We start from the raw sequence: 24,298 nt of genomic DNA, 5'->3' as shown, positions 1-24,298 counted from the left end.
TCATATATATTGAGATTAAATCTCAGCTGCTCTCTTCAAAGCATCGTCGATGTGTGGCTGGAAGTTTTCACGGCCAACAAGGTCTACGAAACCATCTTTTTCCATGGTGTTCATAGGCTGCTCGTTTACATGAGAGAATACAAGCTGAACATTGTTCTTTTTGCACTTCTCGTAGAGCTGCTCAAATGAGTGCATAGCTGTTGCATCGATAGCTGGTACACCACGCATACGGATTACAAGAGCTCTTGTAAATTCTTTAAAGCTAATCTCTGCGATCTGCTCTGCATCACCAAAGAACATAGGTCCGCTAATCTCATAAACTCTTACATGCTTAGGAATATCCTTAAGTCCAAGTCCATCTGGATCATCTTCTGGATCATAATATTTCCAGCCGCGAACTCTTGACTCCTCGCTCATTCTCTTCATAAAGAGAAGGCAGGCAAGAACCATACCGATCTCGATAGCTACTACAAGATCAAATACGACTGTAAGAATAAATGTAGTTACAAGTACAATGATATCGCTCTTTGGTGCTGTCTTTACAAGATGAGTAAATACCTTATACTGGCACATGTTATATGCAACCATGAAAAGAATTGATGCAATAGTTGGCATAGGAATAAGTGCTGCAAAAGGCATAAGTACTACGAGCACAAGAACAAGGCAGATAGAGTGGATCATGCCTGCGACAGGAGTTCTACCGCCATTCTTGATGTTAGCTGCTGTACGTGCAATAGCGCCTGTAGCAGGAATACCACCAAACAACGCTGAACCAATATTACCAACGCCCTGAGCTACAAGCTCCATGTTTGATCTGTGCTTAGAATCGATCATGCTGTCTGCTACTACGCAAGACAAAAGAGATTCAATTGCAGCAAGGATAGCAATTGTAAAGCCATCACCTGCTACAGACTGGATAGTCTTAAAATCAAATGTTGGAATATGAGGAGTAGGAAGTTTTCCACTTATCTCATAAAGATCACCAATTGTATTCACATTAAGTCCAAGGAACTTAACCATAAGTATTCCAACGATTACCGCAATAAGTGAACCAGGGATCTTCTGGTTGATCTTTGGCCATACGATCTGGATTGCAAGACAAACAAGTCCAACAACTAAAGCCCAGATATTAAGTGTTCCAATATTTGAAACAATAGCCTTAACCTTATCTACTGTCTCGATTGTTGTAGTTCCAGCTGGGTATGTGAGACCAAGAAAGTCTTTTACCTGACCAATTGCAATAGTAACGGCAATACCTGCAGTAAAGCCGGTTGTAATTGTGTATGGGATGAACTTGATCAGTGAGCCAAGCTTGAACACGCCCATAAGTATCAGCAAAATGCCGGCAAATATAGTTGCAAGTGCAAGTCCTTCCATGCCCTTTGTAGCAACGATTCCTGCAACTATAGTTGCAAAAGCTGCTGTAGGACCTGCAATCTGTACTCTACTACCACCAAGGAAAGAGATGATAAATCCAGCAACAATTGCTGTGTAAAGACCTTCCTGTGGGCCAACGCCAGAAGCAAGGGCAAGGGCAATTGAAAGAGGTAGTGCAATGATCGCTACAATAATACCTGAGATCAGGTCAGTAACAAACTGCTTGCCTGTGTACCCTTTAAGTACAGTAAATAACATCGGTTTCAATCTTTCGTTTTCCATAATTTCCTCCACATAAAGCTTTTATATTAACCTATTCCATAGGTAGCTTTAAAATCCTCAGACATCTCAATACCATCAAGCATCTTACGTCCTCTCTCAATGAGTTCTTCAAGAGTATATCGCTTGAAACAGCCAAGATGCATCTCTCTATCTTCATCATTTGAGTATACAACAAAACTATCAGATCCTGCATGATAACCGATACTATATGGAATAGATCTGATTTTGATCCATTCAGTTGTATCAATTATGTCGGTCATATTTCTTGTAGTCACATATAAAGAGTTGTTTGCAGAATCAACATACCAGCTTGCTTTGTGCTTATCGTCAGAATAAATCGTTACTTCGTAGATCTTGTTATATCCAACATAACTACCATCTACATAGCTATATCTGTTAAGTTTGCCATCTGTAAAAGCTATTAAAAGATAAGCATCTTCTATATTTCCAGTAGGGTTATAAACGCAAGGGTCAAAGAATTTAACTTTTATTCCATCTATCACAAAAATGGTATTACCATCAAAATCTCTGACAAGTACTGTATCTTCATCTGAAGTAATAACTCTTTGGTTCTTGGAATCAATTACTATTCCGTCAGTTCCATCCCAGTTATCAGGTAAAGCTACTTCTCTAGCTTCCTTTGTTTCAAGATTTATTAGATAATCCTTAGTTCCTCCCATATATACATAGCCGCTTTCAGCATCATATCTAATGAGATTCTTTGAACTGAATCCTTTGCTTCCCTCCTCAACAAAAGGATATTCTCCAATGACATCACTTTGAGCAATGTCATATATATAGATTGTTTCTCCTGCGCTTATATAATAAACCGCAAGCTTTCCATCTGAATAAGATACAAGTGGCTCAGAATAAGAGCTGCCATCACTAATTAAAGTATTTCCAGTTACTTCACCAGTAATTACATTAACTGTATAAACATTATAATTGTGATCGATCCAGCTGCTAACATAAGCCTGATCACCTTTCAGGCCTAAAATATTTATATTATAGTACTGCGATTCATCCTTATTTACTTCAATCTCATTTACAAGCTTTTTATTATTTGGATCATATACCCTAAGATAGATTCCATTTTCTTTTACCAAACTTAGGATCTTGTCATCATATAAATAGTCCTGATGCGATCCAGATGTAACAGGCGCATCCTCATACATCTGCCAGTTATCATCACGCACATCTGATTCATAATAGATTATCTCGTTGCTGCTATACTGATTCAGATAAACTCCCCTGTTGAACACAGCTTTTTGGATATCATCTGCAAAATAGTACATTACCTGTACTACATCATTGCCTTGCGTATCATTTACATCTGTCATTCCACCATTAGCTGTAATACCAAAAGGATAAGTATCAGAACTTCTCATACAAACAAATGGCTCGTTAACATTGTGTGAAAAGAGTACTTCACCAGTATCAATATCCATGATATTGCAGACATTCCCTTCATAGTAAGCAACACCATGACAATACGGAACCTTAACAAAACCATCATCGATCACTAGATCAGAATACTCAAATTCATTTTTCCAAAGAAGTGTCATTTCTTTAGGATCAATGCAATACAAAATAGTGTGATTTATAGCATAAGTACGCATATTCAGATAACTTGAATTGGTGACCAAATCATCATATGTATCACAAGAAACGCATAAATGCTCATCATCTACCCAGTAGAGATTATCAAGATAATCGTCATCGTCAAAGGTATCAATTTCTGTCATATCAAAGACTGAGAATTCCTCATTTACATAGTCCCATATAACAATAACTCTTTTCTCATCTTCACCAATCTTAGAAAGAAACGCAATTCTATCCTTTGATGGTGATATGACCGCTCCTGTAAGTCCAGCAGTTTCTTGCTTTTCATTATCTACAAGAAGCTCATATGTTTTTTCAACCTGACCATTTGCAGTAGAAAGCTTATAAATTACATTTTTAAGATCCTGAATCATAAAGTATTCATCATCAATAGCAACAATCCTGCTTGTGATAATATCTTCACTTAGATCATCAACATACCAAAGTTCTTCTCCAGTCTTAGAATTGATGCATCTAAGATAATGTGATCCTCTTACGAGAAGCTTATTGTCAGCAATATACTCTATATCGCTAACCTCTGTTTCAAAATCATTGGATGCATAATCATAAACAAGCTCGTGATTATCCTTGTTCCATACCTTAACATTGTTTCTAAAATCTAGAGCAGCAAGCGAAGTGGAATCAGGATCCACAACAAACTTATCCACAGTATCCGGCATGTTATAAACCCAGTCTGAAAGAATATTTGAACTCATTCTTGGAAGGTACGCAATTGACGCATCACAAAGAGCACTTACAGCCTCAGGAATAACCGGTCTATCAGGATATTCTTCACTTGGAAGAGCCGCAAGAGCAAGCTGCAGAGCAGGGATTCTCTGTTCATCGTCTAAAAGAGATGCTGACTCCTTAGCAAGATATCTAGACTGATTGATAAGTGCCTGTCTGTAGTTCTCATTGATTCTCTGGTTGCTATATAACATATATCCGCCAAAGCCAAGAGAAAGCATCATAACAGCTGCTGCAGCCGCAGTCAGTCTCTTCATCTTGTACTGACGCTGTCTGTCCATAAGCTCGTTGTAATTACAACCGATCATGGCAGAAACAAGCCTTGGAACTTCAGTTGCCTTGACCTCTTTTCTGCTAAGTCTATAATCACAGGCAAGAGGCTCAACGTCCTCAATTACTGTCTCCATCTCGCCCTCAGTTGTAGTCCTTATGACTTCCCTTGTCTGCAATACCTTTGGCATTACATCATGAGGCTCACCATCTGCAATTACTGTAAATATCTGATCTCTCGTATGATTTCTTAAAAAGATATCTATCTCCCTCTCAACCCATGTTGAAAGATGTGTATTAGTCGAACACAAAACGATCAGATACTCTGAATTAGCTAATGCCTCCTCAATAGTACTACTAAGATCACTAGTGATGGGTAGCTCATCCGTATCCCTAAAGATTCTCTCAATCTTCTTATATCCCGTTTTTTTCTGTAATTTCTTCGGAATATGATAGCGCTCTAAATCCTTTTCAATAAGCGCTGCCACCTTATTATCCAGGGCCGCATGCTTATACGAAATAAACGCGTTATAATGTGTACTCATTAACTCTTCCCTTTTCCTATTATTAATACGTTTCCCCAAACGTTAAATAGTATATCACATACTTTCTTTATAATGGACTTAATTAAATCACATTTTTATCATTTTATTTAAAGTATTCAACACTCTCATTTTCGGTAAATGAAAACAGCGTAGCGTTTACTTTTTGAGATAATTTTTGTGAACGATTTAGATTTTGTAGTAGATACATGGCAATAATTAAAAGAGCTATGGTTTATGTTCTGAATAACATGAAATAAACCATAGCTCTTTTAATTATTGTCTTATGTATCACTACGAAATCTATCGGAGTGAACAAAAATCATCTCACAAGTAAACGCTACGCGTCCTCATTATTCTGCTACTGAGCAGTACATGAAATACTTGTATCCAAGTGGGCTTGAGAAGAAGCCTGATACCTTGTCAGAGATCATGTAAAGGTCTGTGTAGTAGTAGATTGGGCAGATGCAACCTGTTGACATAAGAAGGTCTTCTGCTCTATGCATAAGCTCATAACGTGTATTTGTATCTGTGCAAGTCTTGATGTCGCCGATAAGTACATCGTATGTCTCAGCCCATGTTCCATTCTCTACCTTTGTGTCATATCCAAGATCTGTAATATCAAGTGAGTATGCCTTAACATCTGCGTTGTCGCCCTTACCAAACTGTACATCGTTGTTACCTGATGCTGTTGTCCACATATCAAGGAATGAAATAGGATCATTGTAGTCACCAAGCCAACCGTTACGGGCGATTGAATAGTTACCGGCTTTTCTTGTATCAAGGAATGTAGCCCACTCCTGGTTCTCAAGGTTCATTGTGATACCGATACCAGCAAATGTTGACTGAATAGCCTCACCAATTGCCTTGTGTCCCTCTGATGTGTTGTAGAGGTATGTAAGAGTTGGGAAATCTGTAAACTGCTGTGTAGACTCATCAAATGTGTAGTACTTCTTAAGTGTTTCAAGAGCTGCTGTCCAGTTATCTTCGTAAGCAGCGTCTGTTACATCATAGTAACCTGTGATGCTCTTGTCAGGACCAGCATTCTGATAGAACTGTGATCCGTCAGCATCTGTAAGACCCATAGCTACGAATGAAGAAGCAGGAACCTGTCCACCCTGTGCAATATCGTTAACGATGTAATTTCTGTCGATAAGAAGTGCAAGTGCATTACGGATCTCGTTCTCAGCATTAGCCTTCTCAACACCTGTAAGTGTGCTTGATGAAGGAAGGATCTCTTCGTTGATGTTCCAGCATACATAGTATGTACCAAGCTGACCAGCTGTTACAAACTGTGTAGGATACTTGTCCTTAAGAGATGCGATCTCGTTTGTAGGAACGTCGTCGATGAACTCCCAGTCACCATTCTCGAAGTTAGCAAGCTGGTTGTTAGCATCGTCTGAAAGGTAGAAGTTGATCTCGTTCATTGTAACCTTGTCAGCATCAACGAACTTATCATTCTTTGTAAGAGTGATAACTGAGTTATGCTCCCAAGAAGACATTACATATGCACCGTTGTTAACATATGTTGAAGGATCTGTTGCCCATGACTCGTTAGAAACTACATCCTCACGAACTGGCATGTATGTAGGGAATGCAAGAAGCTCATTCCAATATGCAACCTGGTTAACAAGAGTAACTTCAAGAGTCTTGTCATCAATAGCCTTAACGTTAAGAGTCTCGTCGCCCTTAGCATCCTCAGCCCAGATATCAGCGTATCCGTCAACTACTTCGAACATGTAACCGTAGTCAGCTGCAAGAGCCTGTCCTGCTGCACGGTTCCATGCAAATACGAAATCACCTGCTGTTACAGGCTGTCCGTCTGACCATGTAAGGCCATCCTTAAGTGTATAAGTATAAGTAACTGTTCCGTCCTCATTCTCTACACCTTCTACAAGTTCCTCAGCGCAATCTGGCTGAAGCTCAAGATTACCATTTGCATCAAGTCCCCACTTAGCAAGACCTGAGAAAAGGTGGTTGATCATTGTAGCACCATCAACAGCTGAGTTAAGTGCTGGATCAAGAGTAGCTGGCTCAGAAGCAAGACAAACATTGATAACACCTGTGTTTGTTCCAGCTGCTGCGCTGTCTGTTGCAGTTTCATCAGATCCTGTTGAATCTGTTGAATCTGTTGTCTGCTGTGCATTATCTGTGCCGTTTGATGCAGGTGTCTCAGAAGAAGCACCGCATGCTGCAAGGCTTAAGACCATGCATGAAGCAAGTAATACTGATAATAACTTCTTTTTCATAATTATCCTCCTTATAAGATAATAAAGTGTTTTTTATAAAAAATGCTCTTGCATCTTTTAACGACTTAGTTGACATTTTCCATGTGATGACATGCTACAAAGTGTCCTTTTGACACCTCTTTAAACTCTGGCATTGAGCATGAGCACTGTTCATCTGCATATGGGCATCTTGTTCTGAATGGGCATCCAGATGGTGCATTTAAAGGACTTGGTATATCACCTGATAACACGATTCGCTTATTTGCTCTTGCAATCTTTGGATCAGGAACTGGAACTGCAGAGAGAAGCGATTTACTGTATGGGTGAAGTGGGTTTTTGTAAATCTCTTCTGCATCTGCGAGCTCTACCATTTTACCGAGGTACATAACAGCTATTCTGTCACTGATATGCCTCACCACCAAAAGATCATGAGCAATGAACAAATACGTAAGTCCAAGTTTGTCCTGAAGCTCATCAAACATATTGATAACCTGTGCCTGAATTGATACATCAAGAGCAGATACAGGCTCATCACACACAATAAACTCCGGATTTACTGCAAGAGATCTTGCAATTCCGATACGTTGCCTCTGTCCACCTGAGAATTCATGAGCATATCTTGAAGCATGCTCTGAGTTAAGTCCTACATAACTCATAAGTTCAAGAATGCGTTCTCTTCTCTCTTCCTTAGTCTTGTACATATTGTGGATATCGAGAGGTTCTCCTATGATATCCGATACAGTCATTCTAGGATTAAGTGAAGAATAAGGATCCTGGAAAACCATAGTAGCTTTCTTTCTAAATTCCTTGATATCTTCATTTGTCTTAATAAGCTTGCCGTCATACCAGATCTCACCAGCTGTTGGCTTGTAGAGATTAAGGATCGTACGTCCAACTGTTGTCTTACCACAGCCCGACTCTCCTACGAGTCCTAAGGTCTCACCTTTTTTGATGGAAAAAGAAACATCATCTACCGCTTTAAGTGGTCTGGTCTTAAAAAATCCAACATTTACATTGAAGTATTCCTTGAGATGCTTGATCTCAACAAGGTTCTTTTCGTTTGAATCACCCATTACTTTGCACCGCCTTCCATAAGCTTTTTAACATTCATCCAGCAGCCTGCAGCATGGAAATCATTGATCTGCATGCGCTCACATCTTTCTCTGAGGCATATCTTCATAGCTGCATCGCATCTAGGTGCAAAAGGGCATCCCTTTGGCATATTCAAAAGATCTATAGGTGTACCTGCGATAGGTTCGAGCTTCTTGCCCTCTTTTCCCTCAGTTGGGATAGAACGGAGAAGACCTTTTGTATACTCGTGGCAAGGATTGTAGAATATCTCATCTGCTGTTCCCTGCTCGCAGATTGAACCTGCGTACATAACAATAACTTCATCACACATCTGAGCTACAACGCCAAGATCATGTGTGATCATGATGATAGCCATTCCAAGTTCTTCCTGAAGTGACTTCATAAGGTCAAGGATCTGTGCCTGAATTGTAACGTCAAGAGCTGTTGTAGGCTCGTCAGCGATCAGGATATCCGGTTCGCAGGCAAGAGCCATAGCGATCATTACACGCTGTCTCATACCGCCTGAGAACTCGTATGGATACTGATTCATTCTCTTTTCAGGCTCATTTACATTAACAAGCTTAAGCATTTCGATTGCTCTTTCTCTAGCCTGTTCTTTATTTCTATCTGTATGGAGCAAGATTGCTTCCATAAGCTGATGTCCGATCGTATAAGTAGGATTGAGCGATGTCATAGGATCCTGGAAGATGATAGACACCTTATTGCCGCGAACTGTCTTCATAACCTTCTCGCCAGCTCCAACGAGTTCCTGTCCATCAAGCTTTATCGATCCTGATACGATCTTGCCTGCTCCAGCTAAAATCTGCATTATTGAATATGCAGTAACTGACTTACCAGAGCCAGACTCTCCTACTATTCCAAGTACTTTTCCCCTATCCAGGTCAAAAGATATTCCATTAACTGCCTTAACCTCTCCTGCATCAGTAAAGAATGAGGTATGCAGATCTCTTACTTCTAATAAATTCATCTTTTTTCTCCCATACATTCTTAATGAAGTTCTGCTCTCAAATTATGTATCCAGCTTTGGATCAAAGGCATCTCTAAGTCCGTCACCAAAAAGGTTAAGTGAAAGAACTATCAGTGAAATAACAAGTGCTGGAATAACCAGTCTGTATGGATATGATGAAATACCATTAAGTGCATCAGAAGCAAGTGAGCCAAGTGAAGGCATAGGAGCATTAACACCAAGTCCAAGGAATGAAAGGTAACTCTCAGTAAAGATCGCACTAGGAATCTGAAGTGCTGTTGAAATGATGATTACTGAGAAGCAGTTAGGAATAAGGTGCTTTAAGATGATCCATTTACCTTTAGCACCTGCAGCCTGAGAAGCAAGTACATATTCCTGTTCTCTAAGTGACAAGATCTGACCTCTTATAAGTCTTGCCATTGATACCCAGTACAGAACACCAAATACAATGAACAAACTGATGATATTTGATCCAATCTTGGCAAGGACAGTTCCGTCCAGTGCTCCCTCCATTACTACCTTAAGTACCGAAGATAAAAGAATAACCATCAGCATGTCAGGTAATGAATAGATGATATCTACGATTCTCATTATGATAAGGTCAACCTTGCCTCCCGCATAACCTGCGATAGAACCGATAGTCATACCTATAATGAGAACGATGATGCTGGCAAAGAAACCAACTGCCAGTGAAATACGTGTTCCGTACACTACTCTTATGAAGTAATCTCTACCCTGTGAGTCTGTTCCAAAGATATGAGGAATAACTGACTCTCCAGCTTCCATTCTTCTAATCTCTGATCTGCCATACTCAAAAGGCTTAAGATCATTGAATGAATTATCAACCGGTTTACCCGGTGTCATTCCAAGCATCTGATCATATGAATATGGCCAGAATATTGGAACCAAAATAGCTGCTAAAGTAATAAGTATTATGATAAAGAAGCAAACTGTTGCTACTTTATTTTTAAGAAGTCTTTTGACGCTGTCCTTAAAGAATGTAGATGAAGGACGCATCTGGACCATATATTCTTTTTCGTCTTCTGTAGCAGGATTAAAATCATCTAAATTAACCTGCGCGCTTAACTTTGTGATATCCATCTGTCATTTCTCCTTCATTATTCCAGTGTGATTCGTGGGTCAACAACCTTATACAAGATGTCTCCAACAAGATTCATGATTACGATAAGTGTTGCCAGTACGATAGTTGTGCCCATAACAAGTGGATAGTCACGTCCTGTGATACTGTTTACAAAAGCTCTTCCGATTCCGGGAACTGCAAAGATCTGTTCAACAACAAGTGATCCTGTTGTAATACCCGCTAACATCGGTCCAAAATATGTGATGACAGGAATAAGTGAATTCTTAAGAGCATGTCCGAAGATTATCTTCATTCCTGAAACACCCTTTGCCTTAGCTGTTCTGATATAGTCCTGACCCAAAACTTCAAGCATTGATGATCTGGTAAGTCTTGTGATATAAGCCATTGGATATAGTGAAAGTGTTATCACAGGAAGTACCAAACCGTTCCTGGCTGCTCCGTTAGCCGGGAAGATTCCAAGCTTGATGGCAAACAAAATCAGTAAAAGTGATCCCATGATAAATGATGGCATTGATACGAAAGCCGTTGTAATGATCATGATAATCCTGTCTATTAACTTGTTTCTGCGAAGTGCTGCAATAGAACCAAGGATTACACCGCAAGCAAGCGCGATGACCGCAGCAATAAGACCAATCCTAACAGATGTCTTCATACCATCAGCGATGATATCGTTGACTGTTCTGCCTCGTTGTTTTAATGATGGGCCAAATTCAAATTTGGTCACAACATCCTTTAGATAAGTCAGATACTGTACTCCAAGAGGTTTATCCAGACCGTACTTAGCTTCCATAGCTGCCTTAACGGACTCTGTGACTGCCTTCTCACCAGTGAATGGTCCTCCTGGTACAGCGTGCATTACAAAAAAGGTAACCGTGATGACTACCCAGATCGTAACTATTGCCAAAAAGATCCTTTTGACAATGTACATTAGTGTCTTTGTGTTCATACCCTAGTTTCTCCACCCATTTTTTTGATCTTTTTTGAACCATTGTCATGGTTCAAAGTTGCATAACTTCAACGCGCTAAACCCTATAAAAAAATTGCAATGACTGCCAGCAAATGTGCGTCATTGCACTAATAATTCAAGATTGTATACACGCATATAATCATGCAACAACACTAATGTTAACGAAATGATTACTTTATGTCAAGTATACGGGGTTAAAATCGCTCTATCTAATTAAAAAAGATCAAGATTCTTTGACTAAAATACATATGTCCGTCTGAGGCGTACATATTTCGTCGAATTGTTTTTTCGAACATTTAGACACATAAAAAAAGAATCTGCGAAAATTATATCATATTTTCGTAGATTCTTCTTATATTATAGTGTTCAGTTTTTTAGATTAAGCAAATACCATAAGTGACTGTCTTTCGTTGTTTTCCTGCTCTTTCTTCTGTAAAAGAGTCTGATAGGAATTTAGTGCCTGCTGAGTCTTAAGCTGCTGAAGAGCATTAGTTGCATTATCCTCTTCCTTGTCCATCTGGTATCCATTAAGTTCCATAGCTGCATGTGAATTGTAAGTAAGTGCATGCTCAACACCGTTTGTCTGTGCACCGGCGTTTGATCTATTGCCTGTTACCTTCTCAAGAGCTTTGTCGATGTCGTTTACATTGAAATCGCCTGTAACATTGTAATCTTCAATTCCAAGAGCCTTTAATGTTGTATTGTAAGTAGAAACAGTCTCTTCTGAACCATTGTTGTCTGTAGCTACTGACATATCCTGTGTCTTACCGTTTAACAGCTGCTTTTCATTGTATGTTGTGCCATTAGCGATGTCTTCAATTCCCTGCTTATACTGCTCTATCTGATCCTGAATGTACTGCTTGTCATCATCTGACATTGTTCCATTCATAGCTTTTACTGAAAGCTCTCTAATTGACTGCAGATAATCGGTAATACCATCGAGCGCGCCATCTTCAATATTAAGAACAGATTTTGCAGAAGTAAGATTTTCACTTCCTGCATCAAGTCCACGAACCTGAGACTCTGTCTTTTCCTGAATAGCAAGCTCTGAAGCACCCTGAGAAGCACTAGTGTATGTTCCGCCAGCTGCTATGGTGGAGTATGGTGAGTAACTAGAGTATCCACCAACTGATGAAATGCTGCTCATTTTGCCCTCCTTTTCTTAAAAACAAAACTACGCCTTATAAGTCATAATATCACTATAATTAAGAAGTGCTAGCCTCAAATTTATGTTTTTTAATCAATTTTGAAAGGAAATTACATTCGAATGAATACGATGAAGAAAAGAAATTATATTTATACTTTTTTTCCACATTTTTTTCACTTTTTGTACACATTTTCTGTTTATAGTATTAGACAAGGTTAGTGATGCAATACTTCTCTAAGCCGTTTAGAGATAATCACTATCTCCCCCTCATAAGAAAATCGCAGGCACTCACGTCCCCCCGTGGGTGTTTTTGCGTTATAGGATTATTTTTTATAATTATTCATTTTTCACGCTTTAGTCAGCGTATTTTCCGTAAATTTCCATAAGCTCCATTACTTCTTCTGGAGAAAGATTTTCTGAAGCGTATTCTATAAGCCCCTGCTGATCTCCATCAGTTACATATTCCATTACTTCAGAAACTGTTTCTGTATCCATATGCTCTGCTACTATCTCAGTAACAGTCTCTCTGTCCTCTTCAGACATATTCTCAAGAGTTTCAGTAAGTTTTTGAGCTTCCGGGCTATCACCAGCAATCTTCTCAATATTCTCACTTAGGATATCAACAGTTTTTTCTGCTGCAGCTTTCTTAAACTTCTCTTTTACGATAGGAAGAGCAACATTTATGAATAATAAAATTACGATTCCCAGAATTATCATTGCCAGCATAAAGCGGCCAAATGCTCCATTTGGATCGTATTTCTTCTTTTTCTTATTTACTTTTTTGCGATTATTTTTTGACATATTTTCTAATGCTCCAATTTTTATTTTAGAAATGATTATATTTCTTTTATAGTTCAGTCACAATTTTGCAACAGTTACATTGTAATATAGTACCTATCAGAAGGACAACTTCTGAACCCCCAACAATACTTTTTTTCATACACGGGTTGTCTGGTTCCCCACTGGACAACCCCTCCTCCCAAAAATACACCAGCTTCTATAATAATATAGAAGCTGGTTTTTTGTGTGAATTCATTATGATTTAAATAGTGTAGATAAAAGTCCTCTACCAAGACTTGCTCCAAGATTTCCGCCTAAAGTCTTACCAAACTTACCAAATTTACCGCCTACTGTCTTACCAACTTCGCGGCCCACAGTTCCTGCAACGGAGTTACCTACACTCTTCATTGCCTGCTTTTTCTTTCTTGCTTCAGCAGCTTCCTCTTTTTCTTTGGCCTTTAAAGCGGCAGCTTCTTCCTTTGCCTTAGCCTTGGCTGCAGCTTCTTCCTCTTTTGCCTTCTGTAAAGCTTCTGCATCAGCCAGGCCTTTTCTCTCAAGAAATTCATAAGCTGAATCAGGATCTTCGGGCTCGTAATACTTACTGTACATAACGCTTCCCTTTATCTCCTTGTCCCTTAGAGCTTCATCTATTCCGCCCATTTTTGACTGTGGAGGCAGGATGTATACTCGCTCGCAAACTGTAGGTGTTCCAGTCTCATCAAGGAATGAGCAAACAGCTTCACCTGTTCCAAGCTCCTGAATAACGTCTGCTGTCTTGAAGTCAGGATTTGTTCTAAAGGAATCAGCAGCTGCCTTAACAGCTTTCATATCTGAAGGAGTATATGCGTGAAGTGCGTGCTGAATCTTGTTTCCAAGCTGAGCAAGAACCCCATCTGGGATATCCCTTGGGTTCTGAGTCACAAAGTAAATTCCAACACCTTTAGATCTGATGAGCTTAACAACCTGCTCTATCTTGTCCATAAGGAGTTTTGGTGTATCGTCAAAAAGAAGATGTGCTTCATCAAAGAAAAATACCATCTTGGGCTTATCAAGATCTCCAACCTCAGGAAGTGTCTCAAAAAGCTCTGACATCATCCACAAAAGGAATGTGGCATAAAGAGTTCCATTGTTGATAAGACTTGTGCTATCAAGGATATTTATCATACCCTTTCCACCTTCGCCAGTTGTAAAAAAGTCTCTGATATTAAGAGCTGGCTCAAAGAAGAACTTATCTCCTCCTGCAATCTCAAGAGAAACGATAGCTCTTACGATAGCTGCTACTGATACAGGACTGATGTTTCCATAATCTGCTGCAAATTCATTTTTATTCTCGGAAATATAATTGAGCATAGCCTTTAAGTCCTTGGTATCAACCAGGAGAAGACTATTGTCATCTGCGATCTTGAATGCGATTGTAAGAATATCTCTTTGAAGGTCATTAAGACCAAGGATCCTGCTTAAAAGAAGCGGTCCCATCTCAGATACAGTTGTTCTGAGAGGTATACCATTTTTGCCAAATACATCCCAAAATGTTGCAGGATATTTCTGATATTTAAATCCAGCCTCCTCAAGGCCAAACTTCTGTATTCTCTTCTGCATATCTTCAGAATCAAGGCCTTCTGTAACCATACCAGAAAGATCCCCCTTAACATCTGCAAGAAATACAGGCACCCCCATGTCACTAAAACTCTCAGCCAGTACCTTAAGTGTTACAGTCTTACCAGTACCAGTTGCACCCGCTATAAGGCCATGACGATTTGCCATCTTAGGTAAAAGAAATACATTCTCACCCTTTTCGTTATTTGCTACCCAAACTTTACCGTCTTTAAGCATTTTGTCCTCCTCCAACACGAATACTAAAATCCCTTCAATTATTGTATCATAAATTCCCATGGGTAAAGAGAATTTGACATCTCGAACTTTTGTTCGATATAATTGAATCATGGCCGCAGAAAAAGAAAGAAATTACATATGCATAGATCTTAAGTCCTTCTACGCTTCTGTTGAATGCGTGGAAAGAGGCCTTGATGTTATGACTACCCGTCTTGTCGTAGCTGATCCTGAGAGATCCGACAAGACTATTTGTCTTGCTGTTTCTCCTGCTCTTAAGGCTCTTGGCATACCTGGAAGGTGCAGAGTCTTTGAGATTCCAAAGGGAATTGATTACATCATGGCTCCGCCCCGCATGCAAAAATACCTGGACTACTCAGCGGAAGTTTACGCCATTTACCTCAAATATATTTCCAAGGATGATATTCACGTCTACTCCGTAGATGAGGCCTTCATGGACGTAACAGAGTATCTTTCCTTGTATCACATGACTGCAAGGCAACTGGGTCAGACCATTATCGATGATATATTTGCAACCCTTGGACTTCGTGCCACATGTGGCATAGGCACCAATCTTTTCCTTACCAAGGTTGCCCTTGATATCACCGCCAAGCACTCTCCTGATTTCATTGGAGAGCTTGATGAAAAGAGCTACAGGGAGACCCTATGGGAACATCGCCCCCTTACTGATTTTTGGCGGGTTGGTCCCGGTATATCCAAGCGTCTTGCCACCTATGGCATGATGACTATGAAGGATATTGCCCATGGCAACGAGGATCTTCTCTATAAGCTATTTGGTGTAAATGCAGAGCTCCTGATTGATCACGCATGGGGCCGTGAATCTACTACTATTGCAGATATTAGGAACTATAGTTCACAATCCCGCTCCCTTACTCAAGGACAGGTCCTTATGAAGGACTATTCCTATGAAGAAGGCCTCGTTATTGCCAAGGAGATGATGGATGTTATGTGCCTTGATATGGTAGACAAGGAGCTTGTCAGCAAGTCTTTTACCCTGTCTGTAGGCTACGCCAAGAATACTCCTGTTCCGGGAGTTCACGGCTCTTTTTCACTGGATACTGAGACTAATGCATCATTTATCCTGATCCCTGAGATTGCTAAGCTATACAGTCAGCTTGTAAATAAGGACTACCTCATTAGGCGCATGTACATTGTCAGCAACAACGTGGTTCCTGAAGAGTTCATGCAGTACTCTTTCTTTGTATCTCCTGAAGAGATAGAAAGGGACAAAAAGGTTCAGAAGGCTGTTTTGGAGATAAAAAATAAATTCGGCAAAAATGCCATCTTGAAGGGACTCAACTTTGAACCTGGTGCCACCACCAGAGATAGAAATAATCAGATTGGAGGACATAAAGCGTAATATGCCTAGACAAAAAATGTCACCTGACAAAAGAGCTGCTCAGTTCCTCCCTTTCCAGGCTGTCAAAGGACTTGATGAGGCTCTGAGAGCCAAAGAAAAGATCACAGTACCAAAAATCGAGCTCTCCGAGGAAATGTTCGAAGAGCTCGATAAAAAAATGCACGATATCAAAAAAGGAAGTATCATCAGCTGCGTCTACTTTCACAAGGGCGAATATCTGAAAGTTACAGGTATGGTCGCAAGGCTTGATGAAGTAGCGAGGATACTTCAGATCGTTAACACCAAAATATCCTTCGATGATATATTAGACATTATTTTTGAATGATCAAATCTCTTTCACCCAAAGTCCGTGGAGATTGCAGTACTCGTATGCAGCAACTGCCTTCTCGCCGCTTGCAAGAACAAATTCTGCACAAGGCTTCTCGCCTGGCTTTAAGTTCTTTACCATACATCCCTTGTCTGTCTCAAGACACACAAACTGGATATAATGTTCTGGCATCATAGGATGCTCAACTTCGCCGACTTCCACGATTACTTTGCTGCCATCCACAGTAACCTTTGGAACGTGCTTCTCAAATGCACCATCAGTAGCGCCAGGAACAAGCTCCTTCATAGGCTCTCCACAGCAAACTACAGGAACACCTGAATCATTAAGCTTAGTAATAATATTGCCGCAATGCTCACATCTGTAAAATTTCATAGCGAAACCTCCTGAAATAAACCCGCGTTTGCCTGCAAAAAAATCGCAGTAAGTTCACCATTAATTTTATCATACGTGCGTGAATAATTATACTTAATAATATTACTTTTCAAAATAAGCCAAGGCAATCGCTCCAGGTCCTGTATAGGTGCCTATAGTAGCTCCCGCTACAGCATACTGGATTTTATCCTCTTGTCCTTCATACAACACCTTGGAATCTTCCACGTATTTTTTGAGAATTTCATCTGAAAAACCAGAATAAGCAAGGCATATTGGTTTATCAAAATCTATGCCTCCAGTTTTTTTGACAAATTCCATGAGCATATTGTGACCGTTCTTGGAACCTCTGGCCTTGCCAATTACTTTAACAACACCCTCTTCTATGGTTATGACCGGCTTGATCATAAGAATGTTGCCTGCAAAAGCCGCAGCAGATGATATTCTTCCGCCAAGCTTCAAGTATTCAAGAGTGTCAAATACTGCGATAACGTGAGCTTTTTGAAGCTCCGGTGTTATGGCATCTATGATTTCTTTAGCATTAAGTCCCTGATCTCGCAGCTGCACAGCCCTTTGAACTATTATATATTCCGAGATACAGAACTGCTTGGTATCAACGATGTTGATGTTGTCAGAAAAATCCTCCGCTGCTATGCATGCGCTCTGATATGATCCTGATACTCCTGAAGAAAGGCTAAAATATATTATTTCATCCCCTGCTTCATCCGCCTTTCTAAATTCCTCTGAATAATCATATGGAGATATCTGACTTGTCTTTGGTATCTCGTCCGTTTCCACGAGTTTTTTGTAAAAATCGGTGCTTGAAAGGGTTACCCCATCAAGGAACTCTTCATCTCCAAATCTTACTTTTAATGGAAGTACTGTTATCCCCCATTCTTTTGCCTTTTCCTGTGATATATCACTTGCTGAATCTGTAATTATCCTTACTGCCATTTTCCTACCTCTTCCCGGAAACAATCACATATAGTTTCCGTTACTATATGCATTTTTCTCATTTTATGACCATTAGTCACATTTGTAGTTTCCGTAAACATAAGTTGAAGAATAACATAAAAAAATAGGAGATGCAACTTTTTAGTTACAACTCCTACTAGGTGATATATATAGCTGTGGTTTTACATTAGCCTCTAGGAAAATCGTCGTGAATAAGTCCTAGATCATCATTGTTTATCATTTCATTTTCTTCATCTTCTGCCAGTTCTTTTGCAAATCTCTTGTCCACTAAGATATGTCTAAAAAGTCCATGGCATCCATCAGAGCAGTCTCTCCAGGTAGCATCAAAATTGCCTGTATACCAAGGATCTGCCACATCACCGTCTCTGTCGGTAAAGTCGAGCATCTTGAATACCTTGTGGTCTGGGTCTCCACTAAAGATACGATTAAGATCTCTGATATTAGCACTATCCATGCCAATGATGAAGTCAAACTTGTCATAATCAGTTCTAGAAGTAAGTCTTGCTCTTTTGTTTGCAACGCCTAGTTCATTGTCATCTGTGCCTATTCCGTGTTCACGAAGTTTAGCTCTAGCTGGAGGATATACCGGACTTCCAACTCCGTTCCAGATTTCATCTGTATGTGTGGCTGAGGATTCAATATGAAATTTGTCCCAAAGCCCTTGCTTGTTTACAATGTCCTTCATTATGAACTCCGCCATTGTTGAACGGCATATGTTGCCGTGGCAGATGAAAAGTATCTTTATCATTCCCTTAATACCCCGTATTTCCTTGGTTTTTTCGTATTTTCTTCTTCCTGTTTACCGGCATAAATCGGCATATATTTGCATATTTTTGCCGGCAAAAGGTATAAAATCCGGTATAAAATTTTAAGTTTTATACCTCGTTTTTTTGCGTATCTACACAGCCTCCGATATGCGCTTCACTTCTTCCCTGGCATCCTCATAGTTCACATGCGTATAGGTGTTAAGCGTAACTCCTATATCCGAATGTCCCATCAGATACTGCAGTGTCTTGGGATTCATCCCGGACTTCGCCATGTTGGAACAGTAGGTGTGACGGCATACATGCGGGGTAATCTTAGGAAGCTGAACCCGATAGATCCCGTTATACTTATTGAGGATGTGCTTGAAATAATGTTCCCAATGAAGCGAATACATGATACTGCCATCCTTATCAAAGTACAGAAACCCGCAATAGCCATCCACACTCGGCTCTATCCTGGGCGGTTTGCGATTCTTCACGATGTTCCGAAAACATTCTTCCACATCAGGTGTCATCGGTATCACTCTCGTTCCGCTGCTTGTCTTGGTCGCTTCGATATAATAGCCTGTCTTTGCTCTCTTCTGCAGCTGATGATCTATATTGATACTATGATCATTGAAATTCACATCCTTTAACGTCAGTCCACAGAACTCCGAAATACGCATTCCCGTCTTGAAAAGGATATAAATTCCTTCATAGTACCTTGAAAAGTGAGGATCTTCCTTCACAAACTTAAGGAACTTCCTTTCCTCCTCTCGCGTGATTGCTTCTCTCGTTACGCTGTCATTGACGATCACCTCAACAAGCTGGAAGCTGAATGGATTCTTACGGATCAGGTCATCATCAACGGCCAGTTGAAAAGCAGGTCTTAAAACTCCTCTGACCGAGTGGATAGAACTGTAGCTTTTCCCATCTTTTTCCTGAAGTTTTATCAACCAGCATTTTGCATCCGAGATCCTTACCGTATCGATCCGCTTATTTCCAAACGGATCTTTTTTCAGCAGGTTAATTACCGTACCATATCCTGCCTGCGTTGTCGGCCTAACTCCCGTTCGGGTTGATATATACTTCTCAGCAAGCTCAAGAACCGTCAGATTGCCACCATTAGATACAATATGGTCAAACTGATCCGCCTGGATCTGCTTCTCCATCTCACGCAGCGAAGCCGTCCTTTTCTTTCCCTCCGGCGCTCTGTCATTGTGGTCCAGGCGCCAACTGTAAACCACCCTTTCTTTGCCAAAACTGTCAATGTACTTAAAGCGATATCTTCCGTCACTCATCTGGAATTCGCCGTTGTGTAAAATACGTCCTCTGTTATCTCTCCTTTTTTCGCTCATATTGCGGTCTCCTTTCAAAAAAAGCGAGCAGGATCCCCTACTCGCACGCTAAAAAGAACCGCCTCACGCCCGATTATAGCGCAAAGTGGTCCTTGTTTCTATAACATTTGCCGTTTTTCTTCAAAAAAATGACACCTTCAAAGTGTTCGTCAGATTGTTCCGACACCATCCAGATACTGTTCAAAAAGCTTTCTCTTGATCCGTATCTGGCTGCCTACTTCCATAATAAAATTCTCACCTATATTATCTGCAGCGATCCTCCTCAATCGTTTCTCACCTATCCCAAAGTATTCCGCAGCCTCTTCTATAGTTAATAGATATTTTCTCCATAATGGATAGCGTGCTGCCGTTTCCCTGGTATAAGCTGCCGTTTCTTTTATTTTACAATCCAATCTGGCAATAGCCTCGTAGGCCAGTGGAACCATTGCAGGAACCGCTCCCGGTGAAGGTGTCAGCTCCTGCAGAATTGTGTATTGATCCATTTCTTATTTCCTCCAATTCTTCATAATAACCACATAAAGGCACTTGCTTAGGCATCAAGCAAATACCTTCAAAGCCTTATATTTACTGTCTTTAGGCATGTAGGCACCAAAAATCTGAAATCATTGTAAAAAAATAGTTGGCTCATAAAAAAATCGAACCAACTTCAAGATCAAGTGCCTACGCGCCTACATGCCTATGCCGCACCCACCGCATTATCAAAAGGACACGGTCCCGGATGCCTGCACACCCCGTGATATCCTCTTACCTTCTTTCCATTCCTAAGCTGAAGGTTCTTGTCATATACAAGCCCATATTTATCTGCGTTCTCTCTGAGGAACTTTGAGAAGGAGTTCAATACTCTCGGCTTCTCTCCGTTGTCCTCACACCATTCCATGTAGATATCATACAGATCCTTTGTAGGGATCTCTGCATCCTTCTGAAAGAGCAAATAGCCGTCCGAATCAAAGAAGTCCAAGATGTTATCATCCGCTCTCCTGGACTCTTCCAGATTCTTTTTCGCCCTTTCACTCTTGGTGATATGGAATCCGTTCTTTACCAGACGCAAAAGCCCTTCTAATGCCCACATCGCTATGGCTTCCTTTTCTCTTTTAAGCTTATCTATAAGTGATTTATCATCCACCCTGTCAGGATCCCTATCCCTTACTTTCAAGATAGTCTGTCTGCGATAGAAACCATCCGATCTGTCATAAAGTGAACTGAGCGTTCCGTTACCGAATGCCATGAGACGGACATAGAGATATCCCTGGTAGCTCTGTTTCCCCTTACGCTCCAGATCCATCTTGTCTTCCATCGTGACAACCGCCTTTAAAATATTGGTATCCGGCAAAGCCTCCATCTTCATATCATCATCAACCATGAGCAGCTTCCCCTCCTGGTCTGCAACACAAAACCTGTTCGTGGCAAGTTTTGCAACGGAGCCTATGTTCATATTGTCTCCCAGGATCTGTTTCATGATCAGACCGATCCTCGATTTACCTTCGCCCCCGCTACCGACCATGATCAGCATTTCCTGTACTTTTGTTGTCGGTATCATGCAATATCCCATAAACTCCTGGAGTGTCGGAATGTCTTCCTCATAAAGGAGCTGCGCGAGGAAACCAAGCCACTGCTTAGGCTCTTTGGCATCTGCCACATAATCAACCGGAAGCCTGTTGGCACAGAACTCTTTCTCCGGTATAAACCCTCCCTCCAGAAAATAGGTTCCGTTATGAAAATGGACCCGGTCCTCCTGCATAGGGAGGCTCTCTGCCATATTCTTTAACTTAAGCACGTCCACAAGCTTTCTGACGCGGTTTGAGAGGTTCGATTTGATGTAAGGCTCAATATCCTCAAGTATCTCCTTGGAGAGCCGCTCTTCGCTCAGAATACCATCTATATCAAAGAACTGTGAACCGACAAACATAAGCTCATGCTTATAAGCAAACCATTCACAAAACGCACTCTCATCAAGCTGCTTTCCATCCCACCATACAGGAAACTCATCTGCACCACTCTGATTCTTTTCCATTTCTTTTACCACCTTCATGACATTCTCTATCACTTCCGGCGGTATGTTCGTTAATTCTTCGTAATCGTTTTTCAATCTCTTGTACCTTCCTTCCATAATTTGATAATAAAAAAGCTCTGTCAGAAATATCTCCATCCAGCAAAGTATCAAGCAGATACTCAACATGGTCGATCTCCTGCAGAGCTTCTACGAAGTACGGATGAAATTCCTCATCCGGGGACTTCGGCGCATATTCAATTTTCCATTTCAACAACTTATCGTGATAATCACACAGGACAAAAAACACATATTTCTCAGCCTCTTTGAAAAGCTGTTCATCTGTCTTTTTCGTTTTTACGGGCTTTGCTCTGGGCGGAGAGCCTCTCCGATCCCGGTCATAAGCAAGGCCAAGATCCGCACAGATCTTTTCTGCTGCAGCCTTCGGTCTCAGGCCAAACATCCGGGCCACATAATCAACGGCATCTCCCTTTGCCAGGCATCCAAAACAATAATATCGCTTATCGATCTTCATGCTGGGTGTCCTGTCATCATGGAACGGACAGCAGGCCATTCCGTTCCGGTTCACTTTCAATCCGTAGTATTCTGCCACCTGTCTGGCGGTCACATTTTCCCTTACAACATCAAACGGACTCATGATCGCTCCCACCCCTTTCTTACATTCTGCTTAGGAACAGAGGACTCATTATGGAGCCTTGCCTCTTCCTTGTACTTTGCAAGCTTTTCAGCAATGGATACTCTTCCTCTTTCCTTGATCACACCAATGTTTCTTGCCTTGACCTCAGGATCCGAAAGAGTTTTCTTAATGGATCCCAGGATCTTTTCAGCAGCCTTGGCAAATACATCCTTTATTCCGGCAAAGATCTGCTTGGCAATATTCTTAACTGACGGAGTGTTATTGCTATTCATCACACGGGCTTCATACTCATCAATAAGCTTCACATCTGCTTTCTGAGTTTCCTTTCTCACGGTATCCGTCACAACATCACAGGCCTTCTCATAAGCCTCCGTAGCGACCTCATCCATGAGCTGTTCCACATCCGAGATCTTCATCACCAGATCATCCTTTTCGCTCTTTAGCTGAGCATTCTCTTCCGTGAGTTTTTCATTTTCTTCCCGGAGCTTCCGGACGATATAATCTTCTTTTTCAAGATAACTCTTTCCGCCGTAGATCGGTTCCATATCAATATCAAGTCCATGACTCTGAGCGATATCCATGAACATCTTTCGGCATGTGGCATCAAATACCATCTTTCGATTGTTATACTTTCCTTTCTTCTTTGCAGGATCGGGTAGTTCAAAACCAAGTTCTTCAAGAGCCTTATCCTGCTGTGGACTTAAATCTCCATATTGATCCAGGGCATCAAATACATGCCGTTCGTGAATATGAGGGGTAGCCTCATCCAGATGCAAAGCCCAATCCAAAATATGAACATGCGATCCGAACCTTTTTTCAAATTCTTCAAAGTATTCTGCAGAGATCTGAGCAAGAAGTGATCCTGGGACCGTTCCATCAACATTGCCAAGCTGCAGAACCGATTCCTCCGGGCAAGTGTTTTTATTCTTCAGAACATCATCGATCGTTCTGTTTCTTTCCTTATGTCGGGCCGCTTCATTTCTCGCATTCTGTGCTAACACATGATCTTCATAGTTTTCAAAATAAAATGCTCTCTCAACCTCGGAAAAAGTATATTTTCTTGGCTCATCCGATCCTGCAAAACAATATCCCTGGTAACAATCCCAGTAGACATTTTGTGCTACCCTCGCCTCGTCGATGTGCTCCGAATTCTTCACATCGAAATTTCTGTCATTGTGCTTTACATTGTAGGTTCCTTTCTGACCTGCTCTTCCATTGTGTCTTGTTGCTTTCATGATCATTTTCCTCCTCATCTTTTTTGATTTTTGGCAACAAAAAAAGGAATCGATCTGCCATCAATTCCTCTTCTGTGATCAGCTCATTTTGCTGAAAATATTCTGTTGTGTTTTTCGGCGAAGCCGTGGTTTTTCCTTGTGCTGTGCGTCAAGTAATACCCAGTACTGTATGTCGCAACGACATACAACTGGGCCAAGGCTGTCGCCCTGGACGGACCAAGGCGCTTCGCCCTTGACCAGACAAGGTTTCACCTTGACGGACACGGCATTTCATCCGTGACCCGACCGGACTTTGTCCTGGACCTACCAGGCTCTGCCTTGGATCCGGCGG

20 protein-coding genes are annotated in these 24,298 nt (G+C 40.9%); 2 read left to right on the top strand and 18 right to left on the bottom strand.

The window, feature by feature from the left end; translation table 11 throughout:
• Positions 1–15 precede the first annotated feature (15 nt).
• From BUA02_RS05845 to BUA02_RS05800, 10 genes are all read right to left on the bottom strand, one after another.
• Entirely contained in the window at positions 16–1,659 is a 1,644-nt protein-coding gene (locus tag BUA02_RS05845; RefSeq protein ID WP_072701750.1) for a SulP family inorganic anion transporter, read from the bottom strand.
• Positions 1,660–1,685: 26 nt separating this feature from the next.
• Positions 1,686–4,823 carry a toll/interleukin-1 receptor domain-containing protein gene (locus BUA02_RS05840; RefSeq protein ID WP_072701748.1) on the bottom strand — a complete coding sequence of 1,046 codons (3,138 nt, stop codon included), beginning with the start codon at positions 4,821–4,823 and terminating at the stop codon, positions 1,686–1,688.
• A gap of 350 nt (positions 4,824–5,173) precedes the next feature.
• Complete coding sequence (locus BUA02_RS05835; protein WP_072701746.1) at positions 5,174–7,069, bottom strand: peptide ABC transporter substrate-binding protein; 1,896 nt, start codon at positions 7,067–7,069, stop codon at positions 5,174–5,176.
• A 65-nt stretch (positions 7,070–7,134) separates the two neighbouring features.
• Entirely contained in the window at positions 7,135–8,121 is a 987-nt protein-coding gene (locus tag BUA02_RS05830) for an ABC transporter ATP-binding protein (protein ID WP_072701744.1), read from the bottom strand.
• Positions 8,121–9,107: an ABC transporter ATP-binding protein gene (locus BUA02_RS05825; RefSeq protein ID WP_071175781.1), complete on the bottom strand. Its 987-nt coding sequence runs from the start codon at positions 9,105–9,107 to the stop codon at positions 8,121–8,123. Before BUA02_RS05825 ends, BUA02_RS05830 begins: the two co-directional genes overlap by 1 nt.
• Before the next feature lie 42 nt (positions 9,108–9,149).
• Complete coding sequence (locus BUA02_RS05820; protein WP_072701742.1) at positions 9,150–10,208, bottom strand: ABC transporter permease; 1,059 nt, start codon at positions 10,206–10,208, stop codon at positions 9,150–9,152.
• A 17-nt stretch (positions 10,209–10,225) separates the two neighbouring features.
• Positions 10,226–11,155 (bottom strand): ABC transporter permease, encoded by a 930-nt coding sequence (locus BUA02_RS05815; RefSeq protein WP_072701740.1) that lies wholly within the window; start codon positions 11,153–11,155, stop codon positions 10,226–10,228.
• A 400-nt stretch (positions 11,156–11,555) separates the two neighbouring features.
• Positions 11,556–12,323: a flagellin gene (locus tag BUA02_RS05810; RefSeq protein WP_072701738.1), complete on the bottom strand. Its 768-nt coding sequence runs from the start codon at positions 12,321–12,323 to the stop codon at positions 11,556–11,558.
• Between the two features lie 354 nt (positions 12,324–12,677).
• Positions 12,678–13,124, bottom strand: coding sequence for a hypothetical protein (locus BUA02_RS05805; protein WP_071175778.1), 447 nt, complete (start codon positions 13,122–13,124; stop codon positions 12,678–12,680).
• 234 nt (positions 13,125–13,358) lie between these two features.
• Positions 13,359–14,936, bottom strand: coding sequence for a helicase HerA-like domain-containing protein (locus BUA02_RS05800; RefSeq protein WP_072701736.1), 1,578 nt, complete (start codon positions 14,934–14,936; stop codon positions 13,359–13,361).
• 109 nt (positions 14,937–15,045) lie between these two features.
• Between BUA02_RS05800 and BUA02_RS05795 the strand changes: the two genes are divergently transcribed.
• A complete protein-coding gene (locus tag BUA02_RS05795; RefSeq protein WP_072701734.1) occupies positions 15,046–16,314 on the top strand; it encodes a Y-family DNA polymerase in 1,269 nt (422 codons plus the stop codon).
• 1 nt (position 16,315) lies between these two features.
• Positions 16,316–16,639, top strand: coding sequence for a YolD-like family protein (locus BUA02_RS05790; RefSeq protein WP_072701732.1), 324 nt, complete (start codon positions 16,316–16,318; stop codon positions 16,637–16,639).
• On the opposite strand, the gene BUA02_RS05785 is transcribed toward BUA02_RS05790, so the two are convergent.
• From BUA02_RS05785 to BUA02_RS05750, 8 genes are all read right to left on the bottom strand, one after another.
• Positions 16,640–17,014 (bottom strand): desulfoferrodoxin family protein, encoded by a 375-nt coding sequence (locus BUA02_RS05785; protein WP_071175774.1) that lies wholly within the window; start codon positions 17,012–17,014, stop codon positions 16,640–16,642.
• 102 nt (positions 17,015–17,116) lie between these two features.
• A complete protein-coding gene (locus tag BUA02_RS05780; protein WP_072701730.1) occupies positions 17,117–17,965 on the bottom strand; it encodes a DegV family protein in 849 nt (282 codons plus the stop codon).
• A 187-nt stretch (positions 17,966–18,152) separates the two neighbouring features.
• Positions 18,153–18,734, bottom strand: coding sequence for a low molecular weight protein-tyrosine-phosphatase (locus tag BUA02_RS05775; RefSeq protein WP_072701728.1), 582 nt, complete (start codon positions 18,732–18,734; stop codon positions 18,153–18,155).
• Positions 18,735–18,884: 150 nt separating this feature from the next.
• On the bottom strand, positions 18,885–20,087 hold the full coding sequence (locus BUA02_RS05770; RefSeq protein ID WP_072701726.1) for a site-specific integrase: 1,203 nt from the start codon (positions 20,085–20,087) through the stop codon (positions 18,885–18,887).
• 149 nt (positions 20,088–20,236) lie between these two features.
• Positions 20,237–20,569 carry an excisionase gene (locus BUA02_RS05765; protein WP_330393327.1) on the bottom strand — a complete coding sequence of 111 codons (333 nt, stop codon included), beginning with the start codon at positions 20,567–20,569 and terminating at the stop codon, positions 20,237–20,239.
• A 194-nt stretch (positions 20,570–20,763) separates the two neighbouring features.
• The gene (locus tag BUA02_RS05760) at positions 20,764–22,098 is read right to left on the bottom strand and encodes a DNA primase family protein (RefSeq protein WP_072701996.1); all 1,335 of its coding nucleotides are present in this window, start codon (positions 22,096–22,098) and stop codon (positions 20,764–20,766) included.
• Entirely contained in the window at positions 22,070–22,732 is a 663-nt protein-coding gene (locus BUA02_RS05755; RefSeq protein ID WP_072701724.1) for a CHC2 zinc finger domain-containing protein, read from the bottom strand. The genes BUA02_RS05760 and BUA02_RS05755 overlap by 29 nt, the downstream gene beginning before the upstream one ends.
• A complete protein-coding gene (locus BUA02_RS05750; RefSeq protein ID WP_072701722.1) occupies positions 22,729–23,967 on the bottom strand; it encodes a plasmid recombination protein in 1,239 nt (412 codons plus the stop codon). Before BUA02_RS05750 ends, BUA02_RS05755 begins: the two co-directional genes overlap by 4 nt.
• Positions 23,968–24,298: the final 331 nt, after the last annotated feature.

This window comes from Butyrivibrio hungatei DSM 14810, assembly GCF_900143205.1.
In the GTDB taxonomy this organism is placed as follows: Bacteria; Bacillota; Clostridia; order Lachnospirales; family Lachnospiraceae; genus Butyrivibrio; species Butyrivibrio hungatei.
This window is presented reverse-complemented; position numbering and strand designations above follow the sequence as displayed.